Source organism: Bradyrhizobium genomosp. I (2014) (assembly GCF_000261685.1).
In the GTDB taxonomy this organism is placed as follows: Bacteria; Pseudomonadota; Alphaproteobacteria; order Rhizobiales; family Xanthobacteraceae; genus Bradyrhizobium.
Genome location: NZ_AJQE01000034.1, coordinates 1 through 26,588, shown reverse-complemented (window position 1 = coordinate 26,588; position 26,588 = coordinate 1). Strand labels below are relative to the sequence as shown.

Here is a 26,588-nt window from a genome sequence, read left to right as displayed (position 1 = left end):
AAACCCCGCCGCTGCCGACGGCGCGGTCGCGGCGCGTCTCGGGCAGAGCCAGCGCGATGCCGACGGCAACCGCGAGCGCGCCGATCGTGACGGCGTAGAAGATCGCCCGCCAGCCGAACGCGGTCTCGATCAAGCCGCCGGTGAGCGGCGAGACCATCTGGCCGACCATCAGGGCGGCGACCACAAGGCTGATCATCGAGGCGACGCGGTCACGCTCGTAGATGTCGCGGATGATGGCCCGGCTGATCACCATGCCGGAGGCGCCGCCGAGCGCCTGGAAGAAGCGCGCAGCAATCAATTGCGGCAGGGTCTCGGCGAAGATGCAGCCGACGCTCGCCACGACCATCAGCGCGAGGCCGCCAAGCAGCACCGGGCGGCGGCCGAATTTGTCCGACAGCGGACCCATGATGAGCTGAGACAGCGCGATGCCCACCATGTAGAGCGACACCGTCATCTGCGCGATCGAGATGTCGCGCCCGAACGTCGTCGCCAGCACCGGCAGCGCGGGAACCAGGATATAGAGCGAGATCGGCGCGATCCCGGTCATCACGACCAGCAACAGCAGCACCCCGCGCGATGTCGCAAGGTTGGTTGCCGCCCTCGGCGGCTTGCTGATCATGCCGTGCATAAGTGTCCGTCTTTCGAGTTCGAATCGACTGTAGCGCGCTAGCGCAAGACGGATATCGGCGTTTCGGAATGCGGCTATACGGATTCCGGGATGGTTGTGATGAGGGCAAGATGGCGACCGATTGGGCGCGTTACCCGTGCCCAAAAAGGCGGTGTCATCGCCGCGACGGCAGGCGATCCAGTACGCCGCGGCCTCGCCGTGTACGATTTCCGTCTCTGGGAGAGATGCCCGGCCTTCGCGGCGCATGACAGCGGGTGCTGGGAAAGAGCGTTGCGCAAATCGCGTAGCGCCATGCATCGCGCCCTCGGGCGCGCGCTACGCCTTCAGCTCCGCGGTCGCCTGATCGAGCCAGGCCTTGGTCGCCTCGTCCAGCGCCGGACGCACCTCGGATCGAACGCGGGCGTGATAGGCATTGAGCCAGTCGAGCTCGTCGCGGTTCAGCATTGCCACATCGATCAGCCGGCGGTCGATCGGCGCCAGCGTCAGCGTCTCGAACGCATTCATCGGCTTCTCGGCGTCCTTGATATCGGCGGCGGCGACCAGCTCGAGATTCTCGATGCGGATGCCGAAACCGTCGGTCTTGTAGTAGCCGGGCTCGTTGGAGAGGATCATGCCGCGCTTCAGCGGCGTGATGCCGAGCTTCGAAATTCGCGCCGGTCCTTCGTGGACCGAGAGATAGCTGCCGACGCCGTGGCCGGTGCCGTGCTCGAAATCGACGCCGGCGGCCCAGAGATATTGCCGCGCCAGCGTGTCGAGCTGCGCGCCCGTGGTGCCGTCGGGGAAGACCGCGCGCGCGATCGCGATATGGCCGCGCAGCACGCGGGTGAAGCGGTCGCGCATCTCGTCCGTGGGCTCGCCGACCGCCATGGTCCGCGTGACGTCGGTGGTGCCGTCTTCATATTGCGCGCCGGAATCGATCAGCAAGAGGTCGCCGGGCGCGATCCGCCGGTTGCTCTTGCGGGTAACGCGGTAATGCACGATGGCGCCGTTCGGGCCGGTGCCGGAGATGGTCGGAAACGACACATCCTTGAGCGCACCGGTATCGCGGCGGAACGTTTCCAGCGCCTCCACCGCGTCGATCTCGGTGAGCTTGCCGCTTGCCGCCTCGCGATCGATCCATGCGAGGAAGCGCGCCAGCGCCACGGCGTCGCGCACATGGGCCGTCCTGGTGCCCTTGATCTCGGTCGCGTTCTTGACCGCCTTGAGCAGCGCAATCGGATCGCTGCCGCGCACCGGCTTGCCGCCGGCGCCGGCGATCAGCCGGCTGAGTGCGTCGGCCGCGGTGGCGTTGTCGAGCGCGATCGATCCACCGCTCTTGGCCAGCGCCATCAGTGTCGGCGCCATGGCGTCCGGTTCGCGCACGTCGGCAGACTGCTCGAGATGGTCGCGCGTCAGGTTGGAGAGCTTGCGATGGTCGATGAAGATGGTGGGACGGCCGTCCTTCGGCACCAGCGCGTAGGACAGCGGCAGCGGCGTGTGCGCGACATCGGCGCCGCGGATGTTGAAGGTCCAGGCCACGGCATGGCTGTCGGATAAAACCAGCGCATCGGCACCGAGCTTGGCGATCTCGGCCCTGATCTGCGCCAGTTTCTCGGCTTCGGTGACGCCGGCATGCTGGAGGCTGTGCACGACGACCGGGGCGAGCGGCGGCTGCGGCCGGTCCTGCCAGATCGCGTCGATCGGATTGCTGTCGACGGCAACGAGATCGGCGCCGGCCTTGGCGCAGGCTGCGGACAGGCGCTCGGCTGCCGCAAAAGTGTGCAGCCATGGATCGAATCCGAGGCGATCACCGGCTTTCAGATGCGCCGGCACCCAGCTCTCTGGAGGCGGGTCGATCAGCGATTCCACGGCCCAAGCCTTTGCGTCGACCTGCTTGGCGGCCTGAAGCGTGTAGCGGCCGTCGACGAACACCGCAGCCTCGTGGGTCAGAACCACCGCCAATCCCGCCGAGCCCGTAAAGCCGGTCAGCCAGGCCAGCCGCTCTTCCGATGGCGGCACATATTCGTTCTGCTGCTGATCGGCGCGTGGAATTACGAATCCGGTCAGCCTGCGACGGGCGAGTTCTTCGCGAAGTGCGGCCAGCCGTGCCGCCAATGCGACGCCGGCCTCCGGCTCCTCGAATGTCTGGAAGTGTGCTTCGAACATGGTGGATCACTTTAGGATCATGGGCATCAGTCCGCAATCTAGACGCATTTGTGTCGCATCTGGCATGGACTGTGCTTGAAATAATTCCATTCGAATTGAGTGGTGTAAGGATGCGGCAGCTGCGCTTCGTCCGGATAACAGGGAAATTCGAGCAGGTGGTTCATCTCAACGGCGAGGGGACACACGATGCCAGCATTCACGTTTGAGAAGATTTCGCCGCCGGTGCGCCGTTCCCCGACTGCGGCGGCACCGAAGAAGCCGCGCGGCCTCATCAGCCAGATGATCGACCGTTTCGCCGAGCGCCGTGCGAGGCGCACCTTGCAGGACCAGCGCGCGATGCGCCGCGACGAGAAGCCGGCGGAGGAGTAGGGCGGCGTCGAGATCGCAGGGACCGCCTGTTCCTCTTGACCAAGGGCAGGAGGTCCTACGAAGGCTTCCGCAGCAACAGACTGCTCCACCCCTCGATCCGCAGATGCTTCAACGGCACGAGGCCGCGGGCGCGGTAGGCGGCGACCACGGCGGGGGCCTGGTGCGTCAACAGGCCGGAAAGGATGACGCGAGCGCCAGGCGCAAGGTGCCGTGCCATCGGGCTCGCCAATTGCCGCAGCGGATTGGCAAGGATGTTGGCGAGCACGAGGTCGAACGGGCCGCAACCTGCAAAATCCGGCGCGGCAAAGCCGGTGGCGCGGATCACCCGCACATGGTTGCCAACTTCATTCAGCGAGGCGTTCTCAGCCGCCACCCGCACCGAGGGCGGATCGATGTCGGAGGCGAGCACGGCGTGATGCAGCGCCTTCGCCGCTGCGATCGCCAGCACGCCGGTCCCCGTGCCGAGGTCGAGCACGTTCTGCGGTCGGGAACTCTTCAGGACATGGTCAAGCAGCAGTAAACAGCCGCGCGTCGTGCCGTGGTGACCAGTGCCAAAGGCGAGCGCCGCCTCGATCTCGATGGCGAGCTTGTTTGGCGCCACACGGTCACGGTCATGGCTGCCGTGCACGACGAAGCGCCCGGCCGGGACCGGCACGAGATCCTCGAGGCTGGCCTTGACCCAGTCCCTGGCCTCGACGGTGTCGAAGGCAAGCGTCGCCGCGATCTCATTTCCTGCTGAAGTTGCAACGAGTTCGCGCAGCCATGCCTGATCCGGCGCCTCGGCGAAATGGAGCGTGACGTCCCATTGTCCGTCCGGCCGCTCGAAGGCGGCGACCGCGGCATCGCCGTCGAAAAACACCTCGGTGAGCACGTCGACGACGCGCCTGGCGTCGGTCTCGCTGCCGATTGAAAAGCTGGCGCGATGGGTGGGCGAAGGCTGCATTTAGGGTTCCGTTGGGTTCAATTTTTTGGAACTTTTGGCACCAATTTCCCGACAAGTTGCGGTTCCCGGGTTAACTGGGACGAAGGTTCCGCCATATACATTCTCGGATGTTGGATCCAGCTAGCACAGCTTGGAGTTGAAACGGAGGCGAGTCTTGAAGCGCATGATTCAGAAGTTCTGGTCGGACGAGTCCGGTGCAACCGCGATCGAGTACGGTCTGATTGCCGCGGGTATCGCCCTGGCGATCATCACCGTGGTGAACGGCCTGGGCACCGCCATGAATGAGAAGTTCACTTCGATTAGCACCTCCTTGAAGTAATTTCCGCCTGCATTTCCCAGCGGGGGGCTGTTTTTCTTCAGAGGCTGTTCCTGATCACCGCCCGCCAGGGATTTCCCTGGCGGGCGAGGTCGTTTCCGCGGCGTCTGTTCTGCGGATCTTCAACAGGTTATCCGCCGGCTTGCCGGGTCCCTATCCACCGCTTTTCCCGCAATTATCTCCGCGATTTTCCACCGGCCTTCCCCAGCTTCGGCGGGGCGGTCTGGCCCAGGCATCCTCCGGCCGACCACAGATCTTTCGACAGGCTGTCCACAAGCAATCCACAGGCCTATCCACGGCTTCCGAACAGGGAGCGGTGATCCCGCAGGATCACCTGCGCCGCGTTGTGGCCGGGGGCACCGGTGACGCCGCCGCCGGGATGGGCGCCGGAGCCGCAATGGTAGAGTCCCTTCAGCGGCCCGCGATAGTCGGCATGGCCCAGCATCGGCCGCGCCGAGAACAGCTGGTTCAGCGTCAGCGCGCCGTGGAAGATGTCGCCTCCCAACAATCCGAACTGCCGTTCGAGATCGAGCGGGGACAGGATCTGACGGCCGAGCACGCTCGCCGCAAAGCCGGGGGCGTATTTGTCCACCGTCGCGATCATGAGATCGGCGACCTCCTCGCGATGGTCGTCCCAGGACTTTCCATCGGGAAGCTCTGGTGCGACATGCTGGCAGAACAGGCTCGCGACATGTTTGCCCGCGGGCGCCAGCGTGTCGTCGAGCGTCGAGGGGATCAGCATCTCGACGACGGGCGAACGGCTCCAGCCCTGCGCCCGCGCATCGAGCCAGGCGCGGTCCATGTAGTCGAGGCTCGGCGCCAGGATGATGCCGGAAGAGAGATGATCGCCCTCGCCGGGCAGCGCCGTGAAGGAGGGCAGGCGGTCCAGCGCCACGTTCATGCGGAAGGTGCCGGAACCGTTCTTCCAGCGCCGGATGCGGGCGAGGAAGTCCGCAGGGAGAGCGTCGGCCGCGATCAGCCGCGTGTAGAGCAGCTTCGGATTGACATTGGCTGCGACATATCTTGCGCTGACGGCTGTGCCGTTCTCCAGCACGACACCGACGGCGCGGTCGCGCTCGACGATGATCTCGCGGACGCAGGCATCGGTTTCGATCACAACGCCGCGGTCGCGTGCCGCGCGCGCCATCGCCTGCGTGATCGCTCCCATGCCGCCGATGGCGTGGCCCCAGACGCCCTTCTTGCCGTTCACCTCGCCGAAGGCGTGATGCAGCATCACATAGGCCGAGCCGGCAGCGTAGGGGCTGGCATAGTTGCCGACGATGGCGTCGAAACCGAACAGCGCCTTGACCAGATCATGTTCGAAACGTTCGTCCAGCATCTCGCCGGCGGAACGGGTGAAGAGATCGAGCAGGCTGCGGCTCTGCTCCAGCGTGAGGCCGCGCAAGATGTTGGCGCTCTGGAGCGCGTTCACGGCCTCGCGGATCGCGTTCGTGCCAAATCCGTCGAGCAGGTTCGGCGGCGCGCGCAGCACGAACTGCCTGAGCACGTCGGCGATGTCTTCCAGCTGGCGTGAGAAGCCGTCGAGGGCCTCCGCATCATGCGCGCTGAGCCGCGCGACTGACGCCTTGGTCCGCCCCTCGCCGGTGAGGAGATAGCTGCCGTCGGGCGCGGGCAGAAAATTCTGCGCACGCCGCTCGACGATCCGCAGGCCCTGCTCGACGAGCTTGAGGTCGCGGATCACCTGCGGATTGAGCAGGCTCACGGTATAGGCCGCGACCGAATTGCGGAATCCCGGGTGAAATTCCTCGGTGACCGCGGCGCCGCCGACCACCCTGCGGCGCTCGACCACGCGCACACGCAGGCCCGCCATCGCGAGATAGGCCGCACAAGTGAGGCCGTTATGGCCAGCGCCGATGATGATGACGTCGGTTTCGGTCATGAGAAATTCGAGTTGTTCTGCCTACCATTCCGGGGCGCGTATCGCGCGAACTGTGGTGCGGGCTCCGCACCGGAGAATCTCGAGGTTCCGGGTTCGATGCTTCGCATCACCCCGGAACGACCCTCTAATATCAAGCATTGCTCGCCGCAACATCACGCCACCCTTTATTGCCCGTTCAGGCGCCCTGTGCTCCATTGCGCGCGCCCGGCGCCCGCCGGGCTTTGAGCCGGAGCCTCCATGGATTCGATCGTGCAACCCGCCGCCACGGAGCAGCCGTCGTCGTCGCGCAACCGGCTGCTGCTGGCGGTCTACACCGCTGCGATCTTCGTCAGCGCGCTGCTGCTGTTCTCGGTGCAGCCGCTGTTCACGAAGATGGTGCTGCCGCGGCTCGGCGGCTCGCCGGCGGTGTGGTCGGTGGCCATGGTGTTCTTTCAGTCGCTGCTGCTGGCCGGTTACGCCTACGCGCATCTACTGATGCAGGCGAGGAACCGGATCGTGCCGGTCGCGGTGCATCTGGTGCTGCTGATCGCGGCCTTCGCCACGCTGCCGCTCGGCATCGCCTCCGCCTATGGCGAGCCGCCTGCTTCCGGCTATGCGTTCTGGCTGCTCGGCCTGTTCGTGGTCTCGATCGGGCTGCCGTTCTTCGCGCTCGCCGCCAACAATCCGCTGCTGCAGGCCTGGTTCGTCCGCACCGGCCACCCCGCCGGGCATGATCCCTATTTCCTCTATGCCTCCTCCAACATCGGCAGCTTCCTGGCCTTGTTGTCCTATCCGTTCCTGCTCGAGCCGATGTTCACGCTGCACATGCAGAACCGGTTCTGGACCGGCGGCTACGGCCTCCTGATCCTCCTGATTGCCGCTTGCGGCGCGTTGCTGTTGCGCTCGCCGAAGCCGGCTGAGGTCGACGCGCGAACCGAGGAGGTGAATGCGCCGGCGCCCGGCCTGGTGACGCGGCTGCGCTGGATTTTCCTGGCCGCGGTGCCGTCCGGCCTGCTCATCGCGGTGACCGCGCACATCTCGACCGACGTCGCGGCGGCGCCGCTGTTGTGGGTGCTGCCGCTGTCGCTGTACCTGCTGACCTGGGTCGTGGTGTTCCAGTCGCGTCCGCTGCTGCCGCACAAATGGATGCTGATGCTCCAGCCGGTCGCGATCGCGGGCATCGTCGTGCTGCTGGCCTTCGGCGGTGAGCAGAATCTGCTGCTGACGCTCGGCGGACATCAATTGTGCTTCTTCGTCATCGCCATGGCCTGTCATGGCGAACTGGCGCGGACGCGGCCCGCCGCCAAACATCTCACCGGATTTTATGTCGCGCTGTCGTTCGGCGGCATGGTCGGCGGCCTGTTTGCTGGCCTCGTTGCGCCATTCACCTTCTCGTGGATCGCCGAATATCCGATCCTGATCGCGCTCGCCGCGCTGTGCCGCCCGTCCGCGAACGAGCGCCTCGCCGGCGTCGTCAAATGGTACTGGCTGGCGCTCGCCGCGCTCGCGGTGGCGCTCGTCGCGCCGTCCTATGCCACAGGCGACCTCTCGACCTGGTTCGAGGGCCACCGCGTCTGGGTTGCCGGGGCCGTCGGCGTGCTCGCCGCGCTGCTCGCGCTGATCCTCAATGCCGGCCGCTGGAAGATCTTCGCCACCGTCGCGCTCGCGCTGGCGTTGAACCGCGTTTATCCCGCAGACGAGGGCCGCGTCACGACGGTGCGCAGCTTCTTCGGCGTACACAAGATCGTGGTGACTCCCGGCGGCTATTTCCATGTCCTGATGCACGGCACCACCATTCATGGCGCCGAGCGCTTCCGCACCGATGACGGCACGCCGGTCACCGGCCGGCCCGAGCCGATCACCTACTATCACAGGGACGGCGGCATCGGTCAGGCCGTCAGCGCGATCCGCGAGCGCAAGGGCGCGCCGCTCAAGGTTGCCGCGATCGGCGTCGGCTCCGGCACGCTCGCCTGTGCCGCCGAGCCAGGGGAGAGCTGGACCTTCTTCGAGATCGACCAGTCCATGGTCGATGCAGCGCGCGACCCCCGGAATTTTCGCTACATCTCGAGCTGCATGCCGGACATGAAGCCCGTCATCGGCGATGCGCGCCTCACTTTCGCGAAGGAGCCCGACGGCGCCTATGATCTCATCATCGTCGATGCCTATTCGTCCGATGCGATCCCGATCCACCTCGCCACCGAAGAGGCGATGAAGATCTACAAGGACAAGCTCGCGCCGCACGGCGCCGTGGTGATGCACGTCTCCAACCGGCACCTGGATCTCGAGACCGTCGTGGTCGGTATTGCGGACGCCAACGATCTCAAGAGTTGGGTCTTCAACGAGGATTCGGGCCGCGATTCCGACTACATCTTCTCGACCGACGTCGTCATTTTCGCGCGCGAGGAGGCCGACGTCGGCAGGCTCGCGTCCTCCAGGCAATGGGAGCAGACCGAGGCCGATGACAGGGTGCGGGTCTGGACCGACGACTATTCGAATATCCTGGGCGCGCTGTATCGGCGTTTGCGGGACGGGGAGTAGGCTTCGCGCCTCAAGTGATCTCGTGCCCCGGACGCAGCGCAGCGCTTCTTCAGCGGTGCGCTGCAGAGCCGGGGCCCACAACTCTGGGTCCCGGCTCTGCGACGCACCGCTACGCGCTGCGTCGCGTCCGGGACGCGAGACCTGGGTTTAAGGCTCCACCTGGCTGCCCGCTGGCAGCGTAATTCCCTTCTCGCCCGTGACCTCTCGCAACAGGTCGGGTCTGTCGGAAATGATCCCGTCGACGCCGAGCTCGATCATCCGCGCCATGTCTTCGCGCTTGTTGACCGTCCAGACCACGACCTGCAGTCCAAGCGTATGGGCTTCGGTGATCAGGGCCGCGGTCACATCGCCGAAATGAGGCGACCAGATCACGCCGCCCGCAGCCTTGATCGTCCGCGGCAGCGAGCCGCCGTGATCGGCCGGATTGAAGCCGGCCGTCCAGTTGGTGGCCTTGTCCAGCGCCACCGTCTGGCCCGAGCCGCGCTGGAGCGTCAGGTACACCGTCGGTATTTTCGGCGCCAGCTGCTGGACGAGCTGCAAGGTCCGCCAGTCGAAGGACTGGATCATGACCCTGTCGGAAAATTTTTCGGTCTCGATCAGCCCGAGCAGCTTAGTGACGAAGGCCTGCGGATCGAGCGTTTCGTCCGGATGGTTCGGGGCGATCTTGGTCTCGATGTTGAAACGAACCCGCGTGTTGCCGGACTTGCGCACCAGCGCGAACAGCTCGCGCAAGGTGGGAATGCGTGTCCCCGGCACGGCACGCTGGTCGGGAAACTGTTTTGCGTAGGCACTGTCCGGCCTGATCTGGCCGACGTCGTAGGTCCTGACCTCGTCGAGCCGCAGTTTTGCGAAAGGCGTGCCGGGCGGAGTGATGTAGGCCCCATCGGGGCCGCGTGCGAGATCGGGATTGAGCCCGCGTTCATGCGACACGATCACTTCGCCATCGGCGGTGACACCGACGTCAAGCTCGAGCGTGTCCACGCCCATCGACAGCGCGTTGGCGAAGGCGGGCAGGGTGTTTTCCGGCCGCAGCGCCCGCCCGCCGCGATGCGCCTCGAGATCGAAGGCCACATCAGATCCCATGGCCCGTCCCGCTATCAGAACGCAGAGCACAATCAGAATGGTCGTGGCACGTGGCTTCATGGTGCCTCGGCCGGCGAGGGCGGTTGATGGCGGCCGCGTCAGTTCTGATAGTAATAGCCGCGCGGCTGATAATACTGCCGGGGCTGCGGCTGGTAGTAGTAGCCCTGCTGGCCATAGCCCTGATCGTAATAGGGCCGCGGCTGCTGCTGATAGACCTGGGCGTCGTAGAGCGGGCGGGTGGCCGAGCGCGGCGCCGGATAGCGCGCGCCGGTGTCGCTGCCATCGGCCGGATAGATGTAGTTGTCGTCCTGCGGCATGTAGCGGCGGGCGGTCTGCGCCGGCGGCGCCAGATTCACGGGATCGCCAGTGGTCGCGTATTGCTCTTCGGACGGTTGCGGTGCGCGGGCCACCGCATTGGCATTGCGGGCGCGCGGATTGCGGGCGAGCGCCACCTGCGCCGAGCCGGTCAATGTCACCGTGGTGTTGAGCACGCCCTGCTGCTGAACCAGCGCATAGAGCGTCGTGGCGTTCTGGCGCGACAGCCGCACGCAGCCATGCGAGGCCGGCGTACCGAGCCGGCTGACTGAGTCGGTGCCGTGGATGGCGTGTCCGACCTTGGTGAAGAAGATTGCGTGCGGCATCGGCGCGTCGTCGAATTCCTTGGAGTAGTGATCCTCTTCCATGCGGAAGGCGCGGAATGCGCCGTTCGGCGTCTCGCGCGAGGGAATGCCCGTCGACACCGGCCAGTGATACCGCGCGACGCCGTCGACCGCGACGGTCATCTGCTGATTGTCCTTGTCGACGGTGATTTCGACCTTGGCCTGCGCAGTGCCCGCGCTCAAAAGCATCAGGGATGTGAAAGCGATGAAAAATGAACGCATCTGGAAACGCATTTGAATCCTGGCCTCCGGCCTGTTCACGCTAGCGCCGCGGCTCTCCGTCCCCGGTGTGCAATATGCCTGCAATCCGGCTTTCGTTCCAGCGAGCTGCCAGCGCATCGTTAACGCGATGCCTGATGTAAGCAAGGCCGCCTTGTGCCGCGAAGGCCGCGGCGGCGCTGACATTTTCGCGAGCAGAGCCGCGTTCACAACGTCGACAATTCGTCACAAAGGCGCAACCATTCCGCCGCTTCGCGCGTTGATCGTGACCTACCCGAGAAGCGGCTTTTGCTGCCATTTACCCCTGTACTTTCCTTTGGGACTGAAGATGAACAAAGCCCGTGCTACCGCCGCCGCCTTGCCGGCCAGCTTGCCTGTCCGCCTGCTGTTCGCAGCCGCAGCCATCCTTCTTGCGCTGCTCGCCTTGCCGCAAGCTGGCCACGCCCAGGGCATCGTGCGCGGCGCTCAGGAAGGCTCTCATGAAGGCAACCGGATCGCCGGTCCGGTGGGCGGCGCGGTCGGAGGCGTCGTGGGAGCCGGTGTCGGTGGCGCGGTCGGTGCGGTGGAAGGCGTGCTCGGCATTCCCCACCGTCACTACCGCCACCGCTGCCGCGGATATTATGACGGGTATCACCGCTTCCATTGCTATCGGTGAGGTCGCTGCCGTCATTCCGGGACGCCCGAAGGGCGGGCCCGGAATCCATTGGGCGGCAGAGTTGGTGGATGAATGGATTCGGGGCTCGTGCTCCGCACGCACCGGAATGACAGCAGGGCTCAATTCTTCAGCCGATATCCGGTCCTGAAAATCCACCAGATCACGACCAGGCAGATCACCAGGAACGCCGTTGTCATGCCGATGCTGACGGTGACGCTGACGTCTGCGATCTCGTAAAAGCTCCAGCGGAAGCCGGAGATCAGATAGACGACCGGGTTGAGCAGCGCGACGGTGCGCCAGGTCGGCGGCAGCATGTCGATGGAATAGAAGCTGCCGCCGAGGAACGTCAGCGGCGTCACCACCAGCATTGGGATCATCTGAAGCTTTTCGAATCCGTCGGCCCAGATGCCGATGATGAAACCGAACAGGCTGAACGTCACCGCCGTCAGCACCAGGAAGGCGAGCATCCAGACCGGATGGTGGATGTGCAGCGGCACGAACAGGCCGGCTGTCGCGAGAATGATGAGGCCCAGGATGATCGACTTGGTCGCGGCGGCGCCGACATAGCCGAGCACGATCTCGAAATAGGAGATCGGCGCCGACAGGATCTCGTAGATCGTTCCGGTGAATTTCGGGAAGTAGATGCCGAACGAGGCGTTGGCGATGCTCTGCGTCAGCACCGAGAGCATGATCAGGCCCGGCACGATGAAGGTGCCGTAGCTGACACCCTCGACCTGGCTGATGCGCGAGCCGATCGCGGCGCCGAACACCACGAAATAGAGCGAAGTCGAAACCACAGGCGAGACGATGCTTTGCAGCAGCGTGCGCCAGGTGCGCGCCATTTCGAACAGATAGATGGCGCGAATGGCGCGATGATTCATGACGTCCTCACGAGATCGACGAAGATGTCCTCGAGCGACGACTGCGTCGTGTCGAGGTCGTTGAAGCGGATGCCGGCGGTGCGCAGGTCGCCGAGCAGGCTGGTGATGCCGGTGCGCTCGCCCTTGGTGTCGTAGTCGTAGACCAGCGTCGCGCCGTTGTCGCAGAGTTCGAGTTCGTAATGGCGAAGGCTCTCCGGCAGCGAGGCGATCTTGCCCTGCAGATGCAGCGTCAGCCGCTTCTTGCCGAGCTTCTGCATCAAGGTGGTCTTGTCCTCGATCAGCACGATCTCGCCCTTGTTGATGACGCCGATGCGATCGGCCATTTCCTCGGCTTCCTCGATATAGTGCGTGGTGAGGATGATGGTGACGCCAGATTGCTGAAGACCTCGCACCACCTCCCACATGCCTTTGCGCAGCTCGACGTCGACCCCGGCGGTCGGCTCGTCCAGGAACAGGATCTGCGGCTCGTGCGACAGCGCCTTGGCGATCATCACGCGGCGCTTCATGCCGCCGGAGAGCGTGATGATCTTGTTGTCCTTCTTGTCCCACAGCGAGAGGTCCTTCAGCACCTTCTCGATATGATCAGGGTTCTTCGGCTTGCCGAACAGGCCGCGTGAGAAGCTCACCGTCGCCCACACGCTCTCGAAGGCGTCGGTGTGCAATTCCTGCGGCACGAGGCCGATCAGCGAGCGCGCCTTGCGATAGGAGGTCTGAATGTCCTCGCCGCCCACCAAGACCTTGCCTTGGCTCGGGTTGGCGATGCCGCAGATGATCGAGATCAGCGTGGTCTTGCCGGCACCGTTGGGGCCGAGCAGCGCAAAAATCTCGCCGCGCTTGATGTCGAGATTGACGTTCTTGAGCGCCTTGAAGCCGGACCCATAGGTCTTCGACAGATTGGCGACGGAAATGATGGAAGACATGATGGCCGGCGGGCTGGGGAGGGAAGGGGGAGCGCTGGATCCACCCGGAAGGGGCGGGTCGGCGGAGCCCTGAAATAGGAACGCCGATGTTGGCCCGCAATTCCCCGGAGGAAAATGGTCTCAAAACAGGCCCTTCAGTGGCATGTTTCGGGCAAGTGTTGCGCGATGGTCACGGCTTGCTGCTAAGATTGCCGCTCACGCGGCTCTTTGTTGCGTCCGCGAGCGGGCCGTGGCTACGATTCCGATCAATCGCGAAGCGTATTGTCTCCAGGGAAAAGATCGATGAGACCGAACGGCCGTCACACCGCCGGCGCCAGCCAGTTGTCCGCCCTCCGCATGTGGGCGATGGGCCTGGTCCTGCTGTCAGCTGTTGCCATCAGCCCGACCACCGCCAAAGCCGCGCCGAGCCAGGCCGCGGTGGCGACGACGCATGTCTACCTGCTCCGTGGCGTGCTCAACATCTTCTCGCTCGGGCTCGACACGATCGGCGCCCGGCTCCAGGCGCAGGGCGTCCCGGTGACCGTCGCCAACTTCGTGTCCTGGTCCTCGCTCGCCGATGAAGCGGCAGCCGCCTACAGGGCCGGCCGGATCAAGACCATCATCCTGGTCGGCCATTCCTCCGGCGCGACCGCGCTGCCGGACATGATCGCCAAGCTCAACCAGCTTGGCGTGCCCGTGAAGCTCGCGATCGGCCTCGATTCCGTGTTCAAGACCAAGCTCTCGACCGGCGCGGAGCGTTATATCAACATCTATATCGGCGATGGTCCCGGCGAGCCGGTGCGGGCCGCAGCGGGCTTCCGCGGCAAGCTTGACAATGTCGACGTGCGCGGCACCGGCGTCGGCCACATCTCGATCGACAAGAACGAGGCGATCCAGCGTCGCGTCATCGCGGAGATCGACACCGCGATCATGCGCGCGCGCGTACCGGCCGCGCCGGTCGCCGGACCCGGCACGCCCAGGCAGGCGCGCTCGGCGGCGGCGGCCGCTCCCGCAAGGAACTGAGCTCCGTCCCGCGACCAATTGGTCGCGGGTCTATCTCTCGGCCGTTGCCGTTGCACGCTCCATCGTTACGTCAAGAACGCGCGAATGCTCTCTGCGATCTCCTTCGCATGCGTCTCCAGCGCGAAATGTCCGGTGTCGAAGAACCGCACCACGGCATTGGGATTGTCGCGCTTGAACGCTTCGGCGCCGGGCGGGATGAAGAACGGGTCGTTCTTGCCCCAGACCGCCAGGAACGGCGGCCTGTGCCTGCGGAAATAGTCCTGGAAGGCGGGATAGAGCGCGACGTTGCTCTTGTAGTCGCCGAACAGGTCTAGCTGCACGTCGTCCGAGCCCGGACGCGCCAGATAGAAATTGTCGAGGTTCTGGCCGTCCGGCGACACGGTCGCTGGATCGGAGACACCATGCGTGTACTGCCAGCGCGTCGCCTCCGGCGTGAGGAAGGCGCGCAGCGCCTCGCGGTTGGCGGGCGAGGGGTCCTGCCAATAGGCCTTGATCGGAGTCCAGCCGTCGCTGAGGCCGTCGTCGTACGCATTTCCGTTCTGCGAGATGATCGCCGTGATCCGCTCGGGATGGTGCAGTGCGAGGCGGAAGCCGGTCGGCGCCCCATAGTCGAAGACGTAGACGGCGAAGCGATCGAAGCCGATCACCTCGGTGAAGCGCTCGATCACCTGCGCGACATTGTCGAAGGTGTAGCGGAAGCTTTCACGCGGAGGCATGTCGGACTGGCCGAAGCCGGGAAGGTCGGGCGCGACGATGTGGAATTTGTCGGCGAGCAGCGGGATCAGGTCGCGGAACATGTGGCCGGCGCTCGGGAAGCCGTGCAGCAGCAGGAGTTTCGGCGCACCTCGGGGGCCGGCCTCGCGATAGAACACCTTGAATCCATCGACGTCTGCGGTGCGGTAGGTTGTCAGGGCCATGGCCGTCTCCAGTCTTGTGTAACCTGTTAAATGCGTAAATTGAGGTTACATACATCGCAAGTAACTTGTCAAATGCTATTTTACAGGTTACCTTTCGGTAGCCTCTTACAGGCCAGGGATCCGCTCATGCACAGACCGCCCGCGATGTTCATTGCCGACTCGCTCGGCCTCGATTTCCTCAACTCGGTCGCGACCCCGGTCGATACACCCGTCGACTGGATCGACGATGGCGATGGCCTGATCGATTGGCTGTCGCAGGCGAAGCTGGTGCCGGCGGATGAGCTGGATGCATTGAAGGCGGACGCGAGGCCGGGCGAGCTCGACGAGGTCGCCGATCAGGCCCGTGCCTTGCGCGAGTGGTTCAGGAAATTTGTTCTGGAGCATGCGGGCCGGCCGCTCACCGCGAAGGCGCTGCACGAGCTTGGCCCGCTGAACAGCATCCTGGAGCGCGATGAGGCGTTCCTGCAAATCGTGCCTCGTCACGGCGAAGAAGGTCTAGCGCTGCAAAGGATGCGGCGCTGGCGATCGCCTGAATCGCTGCTGCTGCCGGTCGGTGAAGCCTTGGCCAAATTCGTCTGCGAGGAGGACTTTGCCAACGTCAAGGCGTGCGAGGGCCATAATTGCACAATGCTGTTCGCCGACCACACCCACAGGCGCGCGCGCCGATGGTGCGTTATGGCGGTCTGCGGCAACCGCGCCAAGCAGGCCGCGCATCGCAGCCGGCTCAAGAGCAGGCAGTGACGGGTCGAAAGCGGCCCACGCACAGGTCACAGAGTCTTGATACGCGTGGCGGTGCGCCGTGCCCCAGTTCCCGCGCCCCAAAATCCACCAAATCGGGCGTCACTAAGCGCGCTTGGGGGAGGCCTCTGCCTCTCGCGGGTGGGACTGCTGGACTGATGATTGATATGAGGCGGCTCCTCGTGCTGGCAGCGGTTGCGCTGCTCGCGTTCGGCACCGGCACGGCCGCTGCCACACCAGCCAAGTCCAAGACCACCGCGGCCGCTCCCGCGGTGCCACCGCCGCCTGCGCCGTTCGAACCACTGCCGCCGCCAAAAATCTACCTGTTCCGCGGCGCCATGGGTCCGATCTTCTCGACCGGCATGGATCGGCTCGAAGAGAAACTAACGAAGGCTGGCCTCTCGGCCAACGTCTACGAATTCACCATCTGCCGGTGGATCGGCGATCGGGCCATCTCCAGCTACAAGGAATCCCCGGCGCCGATCGTGCTGATCGGCCACTCCATGGGCGGCCTGTGCTCGATCGTCATCTCCGAGATGGCGGCCAAGGAGAACATCCCGATCAGCCTCGTCATCGCCATCGATCCCGCCCATGCGACTGGCGATGTGCCGCTCAACGTCGAGCGCTTCATCAACATCTTCCTGTCCGACAGCGTGCTCGGCGGCGGCGATGTCGTGGCCGTGCCCGGCTTTCGCGGCCACTATGCCAGCTACGACCTGAAGGAAAATTCGCGGGTCTCGCACATCAACATCGAGAAGTCCGACGACATCCACCGCCAGATCGTCGAGATGGTGACACAGCTGCCGCGCATTCCGCCGCAGACCCAGGCCGATGCCGTGCCGCTGCGCTATCTCGTGCCTGCGGATACGCTGGTCGAATTGTGGGATAGCGGGGTGCGGGTGCCGGTGCGACGCGGCGACACCATGGAGAGCATCGCCGCAGCCAATCGCGTGCCGCTGTGGACGCTCGCGCAGAGCAACTCGCTGCCGGAAAACGCGCAGCTGACCCCGGGCCAGTCCATCATCGTTCCGCGCCACCTGACGCCGCCCGAGCCGGCCGCCGCAATGGCACTGCCACCGCCTCCGCCGGCTGGGCGGAAGTAAGCGGATTCGTCCTGCCCGGGCTTGTCCCGGCAGGGGGTAGAGCAGCGATCAGACATTCGACCCGTTGATTGCGTCGATCACCGCATCGGTCACTTCCTTCGTCGTGGCCTTGCCCCCGACATCGGGCGTCAGAATGCCGGCCGCGCAGACGCGTTCGACCGCCGCCATCAGCCGCGAGGCCGCATCCTTCTCGCCGAGATGATCGAGCATCTGCGCGCCAGTCCAAAACGTCGCGACCGGGTTGGCGATGCCCTTGCCGGTGATGTCGAAGGCCGAGCCGTGGATCGGCTCGAACATCGAGGGAAAGCGGCGCTGCGGATCGATGTTGCCGGTCGGCGCGACGCCGAGGCTTCCCGCCAGCGCGCCCGCGAGATCGGACAGGATGTCGGCATGGAGATTGGTCGCCACGATGGTGTCGAGGCTCTTCGGATGCAGCGTCATGCGCACGGTCATGGCGTCGACCAGCATCTTGTCCCAGCTGACGTCGGGGAATTCGCCGGCGACCTCGGCCGCGATCTCGTCCCACATCACCATGCCATGGCGCTGCGCGTTCGATTTGGTCACGACGGTGAGCAGCTTGCGCGGACGTGACTGCGCGAGCTGGAACGCGTAGCGCATGATCCGCGTCACGCCGACCCGGGTGAACACCGCCACCTCGGTGCCGACCTCTTCCGGCAGGCCCCGGTGGGCGCGGCCGCCCATGCCGGCATATTCGCCTTCTGAATTCTCGCGCACGATCACCCAGTCGAGATCGCCGACACCGACATTGCGCAGCGGCGAGGCGACGCCCGGCAGGATTTTTGTCGGCCGCACATTGGCGTATTGGTCAAAGCCCTGGCAGATCGGCAGCCGCAGGCCCCACAGCGTGATGTGGTCGGGCACATCGGGGGCGCCGACCGCGCCGAAATAGATCGCGTCGAACTTCTTCAGCTCGGTGAGACCGTCCGCCGGCATCATGACGCCGTGCTTCTTGTAATAGTCCGAGCCCCAGTCGAACGTCTTGACGTCGAAGGCGATATCGCCGCTGCGTTTTGCCAGCGCCTCCAGCACGCGAATTCCGGCCGAGATCACCTCGGGACCGATGCCGTCGGCGGGGATGGCTGCGATCGAATGGGTGCGCATGGGGTTGCTCCGTATCAGTGAGATGGCTGCATCACGGTCCAGGCCGCAGCTTGCCGGCCGCAAGCCAATTCAATTCGCGCTGGCTTATACAGAAAATGATGCGCTATGACATCAGTCCAGCGGGAAAGTGGGATGCGATGACCGATCAGAGGGTCCAGAGCGAGTTGCGGGTTGCCGTTGCAGGGCTGGGCTCGATCGGCACCAAGATCGCGACCGCGCTCGACCGGGGGATCGAGGGCCTGGCGCTGTCCGCCGTCGCCGTGCGCGATCCCGCCAGGCATCAGGCCTTCCTCAACGGCCTGCGTTGCCCGCCGCAGGTTCTGTCCCTCGACCAGCTCGGCGAGGCCGCCGATATCGTGGTCGAGTGCGCGCCGAGCAGTCAGCTGCGCGCGATCGTCGAGCCCGCGGTGAAGCGCGGCAAGGCCGCGGTCGTGGTCAGCGTCGGCGGCCTGCTCGACAATTTCGATCTCGTCGATCTCGCCCGCGCCAATGGCGGCCGCATCATGGTGCCGACCGGCGCGCTGATCGGGCTCGATGCCGTCAACGCCGCCGCGATCGGCACCATTCATTCCGTGAAGATGGTGACGCGCAAGCCGATCGACGGGCTCAAGGGCGCGCCGTTCATCGTTCAGAACAATATCGATATCGACAATCTGCGCGAGCCGCTGAAGCTGTTCGAGGGCAGCGCGCGCGAAGCGGCGAAGGGCTTTCCGGCGAACGTCAACGTCGCCGTCGCGCTGTCTCTGGCGGGCATCGGGCCCGATCGCACCCAGATTCAGGTTTGGGCCGACCCGACCGTGACGCGCAACGTTCACCGCATCGAGGTCGAAGCGGATTCGGCGCGGTTTTCGATGGGGATCGAGAACATCCCGTCCGAGAATCCCAAGACCGGGATCATCACCGCACTGTCCGTGATCGCGCTGCTGCGCAAGCAACGCGCCACGCTGTGCGTGGGGACCTGATTCTTACGCGCCCGTCACGCGCCAGATCACGTTGCCGACGTCGTCGGCCATCAGCAGCGACTTCCTGTCGGGGCCGATCACGACGCCGACCGGACGGCCATAGGATTCCTTCTCGTCCGGGGACAGGAAGCCCGACAGGATGTCGCGACCGGGGCCGGACGGCTTGCCGTTTTCGAATGGGATGAACACCAGCTTGTAGCCGGACAGCTTGCTGCGATTCCACGAACCATGCTGGCCGATCACCATGCCGTCCGGGAAGCCCGGCAGCGTGCCCGCCGGCATCCAGCACAGGCCCAGCGAAGCGGTGTGGCCGCCGAGCGCATAGTCCGGTTGAAGCGCCTTGGCGACCATCGCCGGATCCTGCGGCACGCGGTCGTCCACCGTCTTGCCCCAGTAGCAATAGGGCCAGCCGTAGAAGCCGCCGTCGCGCACCGAGGTGAGATAATCGGGCGGGGTCTCGTCGCCGAGGCCGTCGCGCTCGTTGACGACGGTCCAGAGCGCATTCGTACTCGGCTCCCAGGCAAGGCCCACGGGATTGCGCAGGCCGGCGCCGAAGATGCGATGCGTGCCGGCAACGAGATCGAGCTCGTAGACCGCGGCGCGGCCTTCCTCGACCTCGAAGCCCATCTCGGCGATGTTGCTGAGCGAGCCGACGCCGGCATAGAGCTTCTTGCCGTCGGGGCTTGCCAGCAGGCTGCGCGTCCAGTGGCCACCCGGCTTGAACGTCGTGAGTCTCTTGCCTGGCGCGGTGATGCGGTCGGCATTGGCGACGTAGGGGAAGGCCATCACGCCATCGGTGTTGCCGACGTAGAAGGTGTCGCCGACCAGCGCCATGCCGAAGGGCTGATTGAGGTTCTCCATGAAGGCGCCGCGAATTTCGGCGACGCCGTCGCCGTCCTTGTCGCGCAAGAGCGTGATGCGGTTGGCGGACACGCCGAGCGCCGCGGCGCGCCGCATCGTCGCCTGCATCGCATAGTGGAACACGCTGCGCGGGGCGCCCGCGATCTGCGTTGCCTCCGCGATCAGCACGTCGCCATTGGGCAGCACCTCGATCCAGCGCGGATGATCGAGCCCGGTTGCGAACGCATTGACCTCGAGCCCGGGCGCGACCGTCGGCTTCTGGCCCTCGCTCCAGCCGCGCGCGGTCGGCATCTTCAAGGTCGGGATCGCGCCTTGCGGCTTCGCTTCGGGGATGGCGGGCTGCTCTCCCCAGGCCGGCGCGGGCTCGGTGCCCGTCATCTTGCGCCATTGCAGCGCGATGCCGCCGACGAACGCGACGAACTGCGCGAAGATGCTGGAGAATGTCATGAGAAGCCCCTGATTGCGCGCACATCCAAAAGGCTGGCGGTAAAAAGGTCAACCGGTGCGGGCCGATGTGGGGGCGTTTCGGCCGGTGCAAATGGCTGCACGTCGAATTTGCATGGCAAGGATGACGGAATTCGTAGCTCGGATGAGCGCAGCGACATCCGGGGCCACTGTCCCGCATATCGCTCCGCTCATGCGGGCTACGGGCCGCACGCTTCGGAGATCACCGCGGCGACAGGAACGGGATGATCATCGGCACGCGGCGGCAATAGGCGCCGTAGGCGTCTTCGCCGAGCTCCTTGGAGAGGAACACCTCTTCCATCCGGCCCTTCTGCCACATGCCGAGCGAGATCAGGATCGCGCCGAGGATCGCGGTCACCGTGCCGACCGCGATGCCGGTCGCAAGCATGCCGGCGATCAGGCCGGTATAGATCGGGTGGCGGACGATGCCGTACGGGCCGGTGTCGATGACGCGATGGTCTTCCTTGTGGGTGATCGTGTTGGACCAGAACTTGCCGAGATGCAGCCGTCCCCACCACGTGAAGGAGATGCCGGCCAGCACGATCAGCGCCGTGATGTAGACACCCAGGTTGCTGAACACCCAGAGCGGCTTCTCGTTCAGGATCTCCGCGGTCCACGGCGTGAACAGGATGCCGCCGACCAGGATCGGGATGCGATAGCGGCCCGACTCTAGCGTCATAACCTGCTTTTGCGTGCGCCCCTGCCAGAACGAGGCGCCGACCCAGCTGGCGAGCCAGGCGAGCCAGATCAGGGCGAGCAGTTGCGTCGGCCAGGTCGTGGTCCAGCCACCCCAGGCGACAGAGAGAAGCTTGCTGAAATCAAAGGACATGAAGGTTCTTTGCGTTTGGGCGGCGGCTCAGCTCGCGCGCGAGGAGAGCGCGTGATGCTTGATGGCGCCGGAGGGCTGCTGGCCGTTGCGGGCGAGCAGATGGGTGATGGTTTCGCGCAAGACCGGCTCGATCGGGCGCGGCGAATAGCCGAGCTCGGTGCGCGCCTTGCCGATCGAGAGGTCGCTTGCGGCGAGCGCGATGCGCACGCCCTCGGCAGTGCCGTTGGGCGGCCGGCGGGTGACGTGATCGGCAATGAATTCGAGCATGATGGCGGAGAGCTCGGCGATCTTTCCGGGCACGACGACCGGAAACTGCCGGCGGCCGCTCATCGCCGACATCATGCGCAGAATGCGCCCGAGCGGGACGCAGTCGCCGCCGAGGATGTAGCGCTGGCCGAGGCGGCCGCGTTCCATGGTCAGCACGAGGCCCATGGCGACGTCGCGGACGTCGACGAGATTGACCAGGAAGTCGAGATGCGGCTGCACCTTCTTCTGGAGGAAGTACCAGAGCATCGCGGTCGGCGGCGTCAGATTGTGGTCGGCAGCACCGATCGGCATGGTCGGCGTGCCGATCACGAGAGGGAAGCCCGCGGCCGCGGCCTTGGCGGCGTGATGCTCGGCGAGCGATTTCGACCGCGTATAGGCGCCGGGCATCGCGTCGGCAGGCTGCAGCGCCTCTTCGGCGGGAACGCCTTTGAGGTCGGAATAGGGGAACAGGATCGATTCGGTCGAGCAGTGCAGGAAGCGCGACACGCCGCGCTTCATTGCGGCTGCGAGCACGATTTCGGTGCCCCGGCAATTGACGTCGTGAAAGTCCTGCTTGTTGGCGACCCACATGCCGGGCAGGCCGGCAAGATGATAGACCTGATCGACACCGGCGATCGCAGCATCGACCGCGGCGCCGTCCAGCACCGAGCCGTGGAAATGTTCAACGTCCGCGTTCGCCGCGGCCGGCGCGCGGACATCGAGAACACGCACCCGCTGCCCTCGGGCGCAGAGCGCTTCGACGAGATGATGTCCGATGAAGCCACTGCCACCGGTAACCAGGACGAGAGCCATGCAGAAGGTTGCTGTTTCGCTTCTAGAGCTATTGGGTTGAAAGGGAATTGGCCGGAAGAGGCGCCAGAATCGCGGCAAGGTCGCGACGGAAGCCCAATGCGATGAATAATTTCGCCATCACGAACATCGGTCCAAGCAAAAGATGCGAGGGAAAAGTGAACAACGAGGCCTCGCGGCCCTCAAAAACCTTGTGGCCGATGGTCTGCGCGGCGAGGCCGAGCACGACCAGCGTGGCGAAAATCGCCCACATCGTCGCGGTGCTGACTTGCGCCGCAATTGTCGTCGCGACGGAAAACAGCACGATGGAGACGGCCAGAATGCCGAGCCCGAGCGCCGCGTCGAGCAGCAGCCAATAGATCAATACCGGCAAGGCCAGGATCACCGCCAGGCTGACGTTGAAACCGAGCAGCGGAAGCTTGACCAGCGTCAGCGGCAGCACGGCGCCGGTGAACAGCAACAAAATGCCGACCACATGCATCGCCGTATTCCGGGGATCGCGATGGTACTCGACGTAGACGGCAAGTTGGCGCTGAAAAAAGCCACCCATTTCGGTCTCATGCAGCACGGGGTCGGGGAAGGGCGAACAGAGGCTATAGCACTGGACCCGGCGGTGCACAAACCGGCACTTTTGTCGCGCCAAGCTGTGCTGGCGCGCCCGGGACAGGCTGCAAAACGCCAGCGCTTCAAAGGGTTCCGTTAGCCGCGGAACCGCGTTCGCTCACCGCTTCTTGGCGGGTTTTTTCGCCGCAGGCGCAGGTGCCGCAGCCGGATGCGGCTCCTCCGGCAGCCTGGCATAGGTCAGGATCTGCAGCTGCCCGTTGACGGCCGAGGTCGGCTTGGCCCGGTCGAGAAATTGCTCCTCGCCGAGGCCGATCGGATGCAGCCGCTTGGTCGAGATCTTGAACGTGTTCACCAGCACGTCGCGGATCGCATCGGCCCGGCGCTGGCTCAGGATCGCATTGGCCTCGCGCGTCTTCGAATTGGATTCGACATGGCCGACGATCAGGAAGGTGTAGGGCAGCAGCGAGGAGTGAACCAGCGCGTCCGCGATCCGGCCGACGGTCTGATAGGACGCCGGCTGGATGATCGGCGTGTCGGTGTCGAACTGGATCGGCGCGTTGAAGGCGGGCAGCTTGGCGAGGTCGGGCGCGATCAGCGGCCGGTTCACGGGACCTGGATCGTTCTTGATCCTGGTCTTGGCGCGCTCCATCACCTGCTGCTTCAGCGCGGGCAGATCGATCTCGGCGGCTTCTTCGAAACGGTTCAGCTTGCCGACGATGTCGTCGCGGGTCGGTGCTGTCGTCTGCGCGCGTGCGGCGCCCGCGAGCAGGACGAAGCCCAGCGCGATGCCCAGTCGTGCGGCGGTGAGCCCCTTCGCGCGCATCAGCGATACCCCGCGTCGTCGACGGCCTTGAGGCAATTGTTGCTGATGCCCTTGGGCGTCGACACCAGGCAGGGGATCGACTTGCTGGTCTCCTTGGTCGAGCCGCCGCAGACCTTGACGATCTCGCGCTGGCAGGCATTCGCCACCGTGACGCGCGCGGCGACGCGCTTCTGGATGGCGTCGAAGACGCCGAGATAATCGCTCGCGCACTGCGGCGACAGCACGTCGCGGTTGCGCGACAGGCACTCCTTCAGGCGGGTCGAGTCCGGATTGACGCCGCGGCAATTGGCGACGATTTCCGCGCCGCAGCTCGCCGCCAGCTTTCCGATCGAATCGCCAAAGCTCATCGTCTCCGCCGCCGCAAGCGACGGCATCCCCAATGCAAGCAGGATCAGCGTGATGGAGCCCCGGACCATGGGTTTATCTGATACGGGGAAGTTCGCGGTGGTCAAGGGCTGTTCGGGGGAGAACCGTCGAACGCCCGGGGAGTGCGGCGAACAGTCCTCACTCCGTGGCCAGCTCCTGCGCAAAGAATGCGAGCGCCTCGGGCGCATTCTCCAGCGCCTCGTCGAGATCGTCACCGCCGGAAATGCAGCCGGGCAGGTCGGGAAACCACAGGCTGACAGCGTCCGGATCGGAGTCCTCGATGATGGCGACGTACTGAGGCATATCGGCCTCACGCCCGCTGCACGAAACTGTCCACGACCTTCTTCTCGCCGGCCTTGTCGAAGGCGATGGTGAGCTTGTTGCCGTCGATCTTGGTGACGCGCCCGTAGCCGAATTTCTGGTGGAAGACACGGTCTTCGAGCGAGAATTCGGACGTCGTGCCGGTGGATTTGGCGACCAGCTCGCCCTCGATCGTCAGGGGGCCGCGGCGGCGGGAGGAGAAGCTGCCGAAATCCGGGCCGGATGATGACGATGAGAACGTCGCGGCCTCTTCCTCGAAGCCGCCCCGGCCGCCGCTTCTGCCGCCGCCGCGATTGCGGTTGGCCTGCGCGCGCTGCCAGCCCGGCGTCGTGTAGCTGGAGCCGAATGCCTCCATGTCGTCGAAGCGCGAGGCGCCGTAGCCGCCGGTGCCGCCCCAGGCCGAACCGCCCTTGGACTCCGTGATCTCGACATTGGCCGCGGGCAATTCGTCGAGGAAGCGCGAGGGGATCGTGGTCGACCAGGTGCCGTGAATCCGCCGGTTGGTCGCGAAATAGATCATGGCGCGGCGGCGCGCCCGGGTCAGGCCGACATGGCCGAGCCGGCGTTCTTCCTCGAGGCCGGCGCGGCCCTGTTCGTCCAGCGTGCGCTGGCTCGGGAACAGGCCTTCCTCCCAGCCGGGCAGGAACACGTTGTCGAATTCGAGGCCCTTGGCCGAATGCAGCGTCATCAGCGAGACGGCTTCGTCCTCGGCGCCGCCCTCGCGGTCCATCACCAGCGAGATGTGCTCCAGGAATCCCTGCAGGTTCTCGAACTCCTCCATCGAGCGCACGAGTTCTTTCAGGTTCTCCAGCCGGCCCGCGGCGTCCGCCGAGCGGTCCTTCTGCCACATCTCGGTATAGCCGCTCTCGTCGAGCACGATCTGTGCGAGATCGGTGTGCGCGGTGACCTCGCGCTGGGCGCGCCAGCGCTCGAACTGGGCGACGACCTCGCGAAGCGAGCCGCGCGCCTTCGGCTTCAGCTCGTCGGTCTCGACCACCGCGCGGGCCGCCTCGAACAAGGGAATGCGGCGCTTGCGGGCGTGGTCATGCAACATCTGGACGGTGGCATCGCCGAGGCCCCGCTTGGGCACATTGATGATGCGCTCGAAGGCGAGATCGTCGGCGGGCGAATTGATGACGCGCAAGTACGCCAGCGCGTCGCGGATCTCGGCGCGCTCGTAGAAGCGCGGGCCGCCGATGACGCGATAGGGCAGCCCGAGCGTGACGAAACGGTCTTCGAACTCGCGCATCTGGTAGGAGGCGCGCACCAGGATCGCGATCTCGTTCAGCTTCTCGCCCTGGCGCTGCAGCTGCTCGATCTCCTCGCCAATGCCGCGGGCTTCCTCTTCGGAATCCCAGGAGCCCGTGACGGTGACCTTCTCGCCGTCCTGGTCCTCGGTGCGCAGCGTCTTGCCGAGCCGGCCTTCATTGTGCGCGATCAGATGCGAGGCGGCGGCGAGGATGTGGCCGGTCGAGCGGTAGTTGCGCTCCAGGCGAATGACTTTCGCGCCGGGGAAATCGTGCTCGAAGCGCAGGATGTTGTCGACCTCGGCGCCGCGCCAGCCATAGATCGACTGGTCGTCGTCGCCGACGCAGCAGATGTTCTTGGTGGGCGCCGCAGAAGCAGCCGCCAGCGCCGCCCGCTCCGTCATTCCGGGATGCGCCGCAGGCGCAGACCCGGAATCTAGAGCTGAGGACTCATCTCGGGATTCCGGATTCGGCTCTTCGAGCCGCTCCGAAATGACGGCGTGGGCGGCTGGCTTCGCCGGCGCCTGCGACAGCAGCCGCAGCCACAGATATTGCGCGACGTTGGTGTCCTGATATTCGTCCACCAGGATGTATTTGAAGCGCTGCTGGTACTGCCGCAGGATATCCGGGTGCTCGCGGAAGATGCGGATGTTCTCCAGCAGGAGATCGCCGAAATCGGCCGCGTTCAGGATCTTCAGCCGCTCCTGGTAGCTCGCATAGAGCTTGCCGCCCTTGCCATTGGCGAACACCGCGGCCTCGCCCGACGGCACTTGCGAGGGCATCAGGCCGCGGTTCTTCCAGCCGTCGATCAGTCCGGCGAGCATGCGTGCCGGCCAGCGCTTGTCGTCGATGTTCTCGGCCTGCAGGAGCTGCTTGAGCAGCCGCACCTGGTCGTCGACGTCGAGCACGGTGAAGTTCGATTTGAGCTGCGCCAGTTCGGCATGGACGCGCAGGATGCGGCCGCCGATGGAGTGGAA

At 65.3% G+C, this 26,588-nt stretch carries 25 protein-coding genes and 1 pseudogene; 8 read left to right on the top strand and 18 right to left on the bottom strand.

The window, feature by feature from the left end; genetic code table 11:
- Positions 1-628, bottom strand: a 628-nt coding sequence (locus IC50_RS03570) for an MFS transporter (protein WP_035700510.1), incomplete at its 3' end; no start/stop codon positions are given.
- A gap of 315 nt (positions 629-943) precedes the next feature.
- Positions 944-2,773: an aminopeptidase P family protein gene (locus IC50_RS03565; protein ID WP_035700508.1), complete on the bottom strand. Its 1,830-nt coding sequence runs from the start codon at positions 2,771-2,773 to the stop codon at positions 944-946.
- Between the two features lie 186 nt (positions 2,774-2,959).
- On the opposite strand from IC50_RS03565, the gene IC50_RS03560 reads away from it, so the two are divergent.
- Positions 2,960-3,142, top strand: a complete 183-nt coding sequence (locus IC50_RS03560) for a hypothetical protein (RefSeq protein ID WP_035700507.1) — start codon at positions 2,960-2,962, stop codon at positions 3,140-3,142.
- Between the two features lie 55 nt (positions 3,143-3,197).
- Here the strand turns inward: IC50_RS03560 and IC50_RS03555 are convergent, their stop codons facing one another.
- Complete coding sequence (locus IC50_RS03555) at positions 3,198-4,085, bottom strand: 50S ribosomal protein L11 methyltransferase (protein ID WP_035700504.1); 888 nt, start codon at positions 4,083-4,085, stop codon at positions 3,198-3,200.
- 163 nt (positions 4,086-4,248) lie between these two features.
- Here IC50_RS03555 and IC50_RS03550 point away from each other — a divergent pair, with 163 nt between their 5' ends.
- Positions 4,249-4,404, top strand: coding sequence for a Flp family type IVb pilin (locus tag IC50_RS03550; RefSeq protein ID WP_085973554.1), 156 nt, complete (start codon positions 4,249-4,251; stop codon positions 4,402-4,404).
- Between the two features lie 286 nt (positions 4,405-4,690).
- Here the strand turns inward: IC50_RS03550 and IC50_RS03545 are convergent, their stop codons facing one another.
- A complete protein-coding gene (locus IC50_RS03545; RefSeq protein WP_035700499.1) occupies positions 4,691-6,301 on the bottom strand; it encodes a phytoene desaturase family protein in 1,611 nt (536 codons plus the stop codon).
- A gap of 237 nt (positions 6,302-6,538) precedes the next feature.
- On the opposite strand from IC50_RS03545, the gene IC50_RS03540 reads away from it, so the two are divergent.
- A complete protein-coding gene (locus tag IC50_RS03540) occupies positions 6,539-8,818 on the top strand; it encodes a fused MFS/spermidine synthase (RefSeq protein WP_035700496.1) in 2,280 nt (759 codons plus the stop codon).
- A 147-nt stretch (positions 8,819-8,965) separates the two neighbouring features.
- Here IC50_RS03540 and IC50_RS03535 read toward each other — a convergent pair whose 3' ends face one another.
- Together IC50_RS03535 and IC50_RS03530 are read right to left on the bottom strand one after the other, a co-directional pair.
- Positions 8,966-9,901, bottom strand: a complete 936-nt coding sequence (locus IC50_RS03535) for a glycerophosphodiester phosphodiesterase (protein WP_244429515.1) — start codon at positions 9,899-9,901, stop codon at positions 8,966-8,968.
- 98 nt (positions 9,902-9,999) lie between these two features.
- A complete protein-coding gene (locus IC50_RS03530; RefSeq protein WP_035700515.1) occupies positions 10,000-10,782 on the bottom strand; it encodes a L,D-transpeptidase in 783 nt (260 codons plus the stop codon).
- A 325-nt stretch (positions 10,783-11,107) separates the two neighbouring features.
- Here IC50_RS03530 and IC50_RS03525 point away from each other — a divergent pair, with 325 nt between their 5' ends.
- Positions 11,108-11,434, top strand: coding sequence for a hypothetical protein (locus IC50_RS03525; RefSeq protein ID WP_035700490.1), 327 nt, complete (start codon positions 11,108-11,110; stop codon positions 11,432-11,434).
- A 119-nt stretch (positions 11,435-11,553) separates the two neighbouring features.
- Here the strand turns inward: IC50_RS03525 and IC50_RS03520 are convergent, their stop codons facing one another.
- Both IC50_RS03520 and IC50_RS03515 read right to left on the bottom strand, forming a co-directional pair.
- Positions 11,554-12,315, bottom strand: a complete 762-nt coding sequence (locus IC50_RS03520; protein ID WP_035700489.1) for an ABC transporter permease — start codon at positions 12,313-12,315, stop codon at positions 11,554-11,556.
- Entirely contained in the window at positions 12,312-13,235 is a 924-nt protein-coding gene (locus tag IC50_RS03515; RefSeq protein WP_035700486.1) for an ABC transporter ATP-binding protein, read from the bottom strand. The genes IC50_RS03520 and IC50_RS03515 overlap by 4 nt, the downstream gene beginning before the upstream one ends.
- A gap of 282 nt (positions 13,236-13,517) precedes the next feature.
- Between IC50_RS03515 and IC50_RS03510 the strand changes: the two genes are divergently transcribed.
- Positions 13,518-14,237, top strand: a complete 720-nt coding sequence (locus IC50_RS03510) for a hypothetical protein (RefSeq protein ID WP_035700483.1) — start codon at positions 13,518-13,520, stop codon at positions 14,235-14,237.
- Positions 14,238-14,302: 65 nt separating this feature from the next.
- Here IC50_RS03510 and IC50_RS03505 read toward each other — a convergent pair whose 3' ends face one another.
- Positions 14,303-15,154: an alpha/beta fold hydrolase gene (locus tag IC50_RS03505; RefSeq protein WP_035700481.1), complete on the bottom strand. Its 852-nt coding sequence runs from the start codon at positions 15,152-15,154 to the stop codon at positions 14,303-14,305.
- Between the two features lie 126 nt (positions 15,155-15,280).
- Here IC50_RS03505 and IC50_RS03500 point away from each other — a divergent pair, with 126 nt between their 5' ends.
- The gene (locus IC50_RS03500; protein ID WP_081492336.1) at positions 15,281-15,895 is read left to right on the top strand and encodes a CGNR zinc finger domain-containing protein; all 615 of its coding nucleotides are present in this window, start codon (positions 15,281-15,283) and stop codon (positions 15,893-15,895) included.
- A gap of 155 nt (positions 15,896-16,050) precedes the next feature.
- Positions 16,051-16,995, top strand: coding sequence for a LysM peptidoglycan-binding domain-containing protein (locus IC50_RS03495; protein ID WP_035700477.1), 945 nt, complete (start codon positions 16,051-16,053; stop codon positions 16,993-16,995).
- Positions 16,996-17,043: 48 nt separating this feature from the next.
- Here the strand turns inward: IC50_RS03495 and IC50_RS03490 are convergent, their stop codons facing one another.
- On the bottom strand, positions 17,044-18,117 hold the full coding sequence (locus IC50_RS03490) for a tartrate dehydrogenase (protein ID WP_035700474.1): 1,074 nt from the start codon (positions 18,115-18,117) through the stop codon (positions 17,044-17,046).
- 137 nt (positions 18,118-18,254) lie between these two features.
- On the opposite strand from IC50_RS03490, the gene IC50_RS03485 reads away from it, so the two are divergent.
- Complete coding sequence (locus IC50_RS03485) at positions 18,255-19,079, top strand: aspartate dehydrogenase (RefSeq protein ID WP_035700513.1); 825 nt, start codon at positions 18,255-18,257, stop codon at positions 19,077-19,079.
- A 3-nt stretch (positions 19,080-19,082) separates the two neighbouring features.
- Here IC50_RS03485 and IC50_RS03480 read toward each other — a convergent pair whose 3' ends face one another.
- The 8 genes and pseudogenes from IC50_RS03480 to IC50_RS03450 all read right to left on the bottom strand — a co-directional run.
- The gene (locus IC50_RS03480) at positions 19,083-20,387 is read right to left on the bottom strand and encodes a PQQ-dependent sugar dehydrogenase (protein ID WP_035700472.1); all 1,305 of its coding nucleotides are present in this window, start codon (positions 20,385-20,387) and stop codon (positions 19,083-19,085) included.
- Between the two features lie 220 nt (positions 20,388-20,607).
- On the bottom strand, positions 20,608-21,234 hold the full coding sequence (locus IC50_RS03475; RefSeq protein ID WP_035700469.1) for a methyltransferase family protein: 627 nt from the start codon (positions 21,232-21,234) through the stop codon (positions 20,608-20,610).
- A gap of 27 nt (positions 21,235-21,261) precedes the next feature.
- Positions 21,262-22,293 (bottom strand): NAD-dependent epimerase/dehydratase family protein, encoded by a 1,032-nt coding sequence (locus tag IC50_RS03470; protein ID WP_035700466.1) that lies wholly within the window; start codon positions 22,291-22,293, stop codon positions 21,262-21,264.
- Between the two features lie 28 nt (positions 22,294-22,321).
- Positions 22,322-22,840: an Mpo1-like protein gene (locus tag IC50_RS03465; protein ID WP_035700464.1), complete on the bottom strand. Its 519-nt coding sequence runs from the start codon at positions 22,838-22,840 to the stop codon at positions 22,322-22,324.
- Positions 22,841-23,011: 171 nt separating this feature from the next.
- Positions 23,012-23,677 carry an OmpA family protein gene (locus IC50_RS03460; protein ID WP_035700461.1) on the bottom strand — a complete coding sequence of 222 codons (666 nt, stop codon included), beginning with the start codon at positions 23,675-23,677 and terminating at the stop codon, positions 23,012-23,014.
- A complete protein-coding gene (locus IC50_RS03455) occupies positions 23,677-24,093 on the bottom strand; it encodes a hypothetical protein (protein WP_035700459.1) in 417 nt (138 codons plus the stop codon). Before IC50_RS03455 ends, IC50_RS03460 begins: the two co-directional genes overlap by 1 nt.
- Positions 24,094-24,184: 91 nt before the next feature.
- A pseudogene (locus IC50_RS38760) lies at positions 24,185-24,346 on the bottom strand (type II toxin-antitoxin system HicB family antitoxin); the annotation flags it as partial.
- Between the two features lie 7 nt (positions 24,347-24,353).
- Positions 24,354-26,588: ATP-dependent helicase (locus IC50_RS03450; RefSeq protein ID WP_035700456.1), on the bottom strand; the 2,235-nt coding region annotated here is incomplete at its 5' end.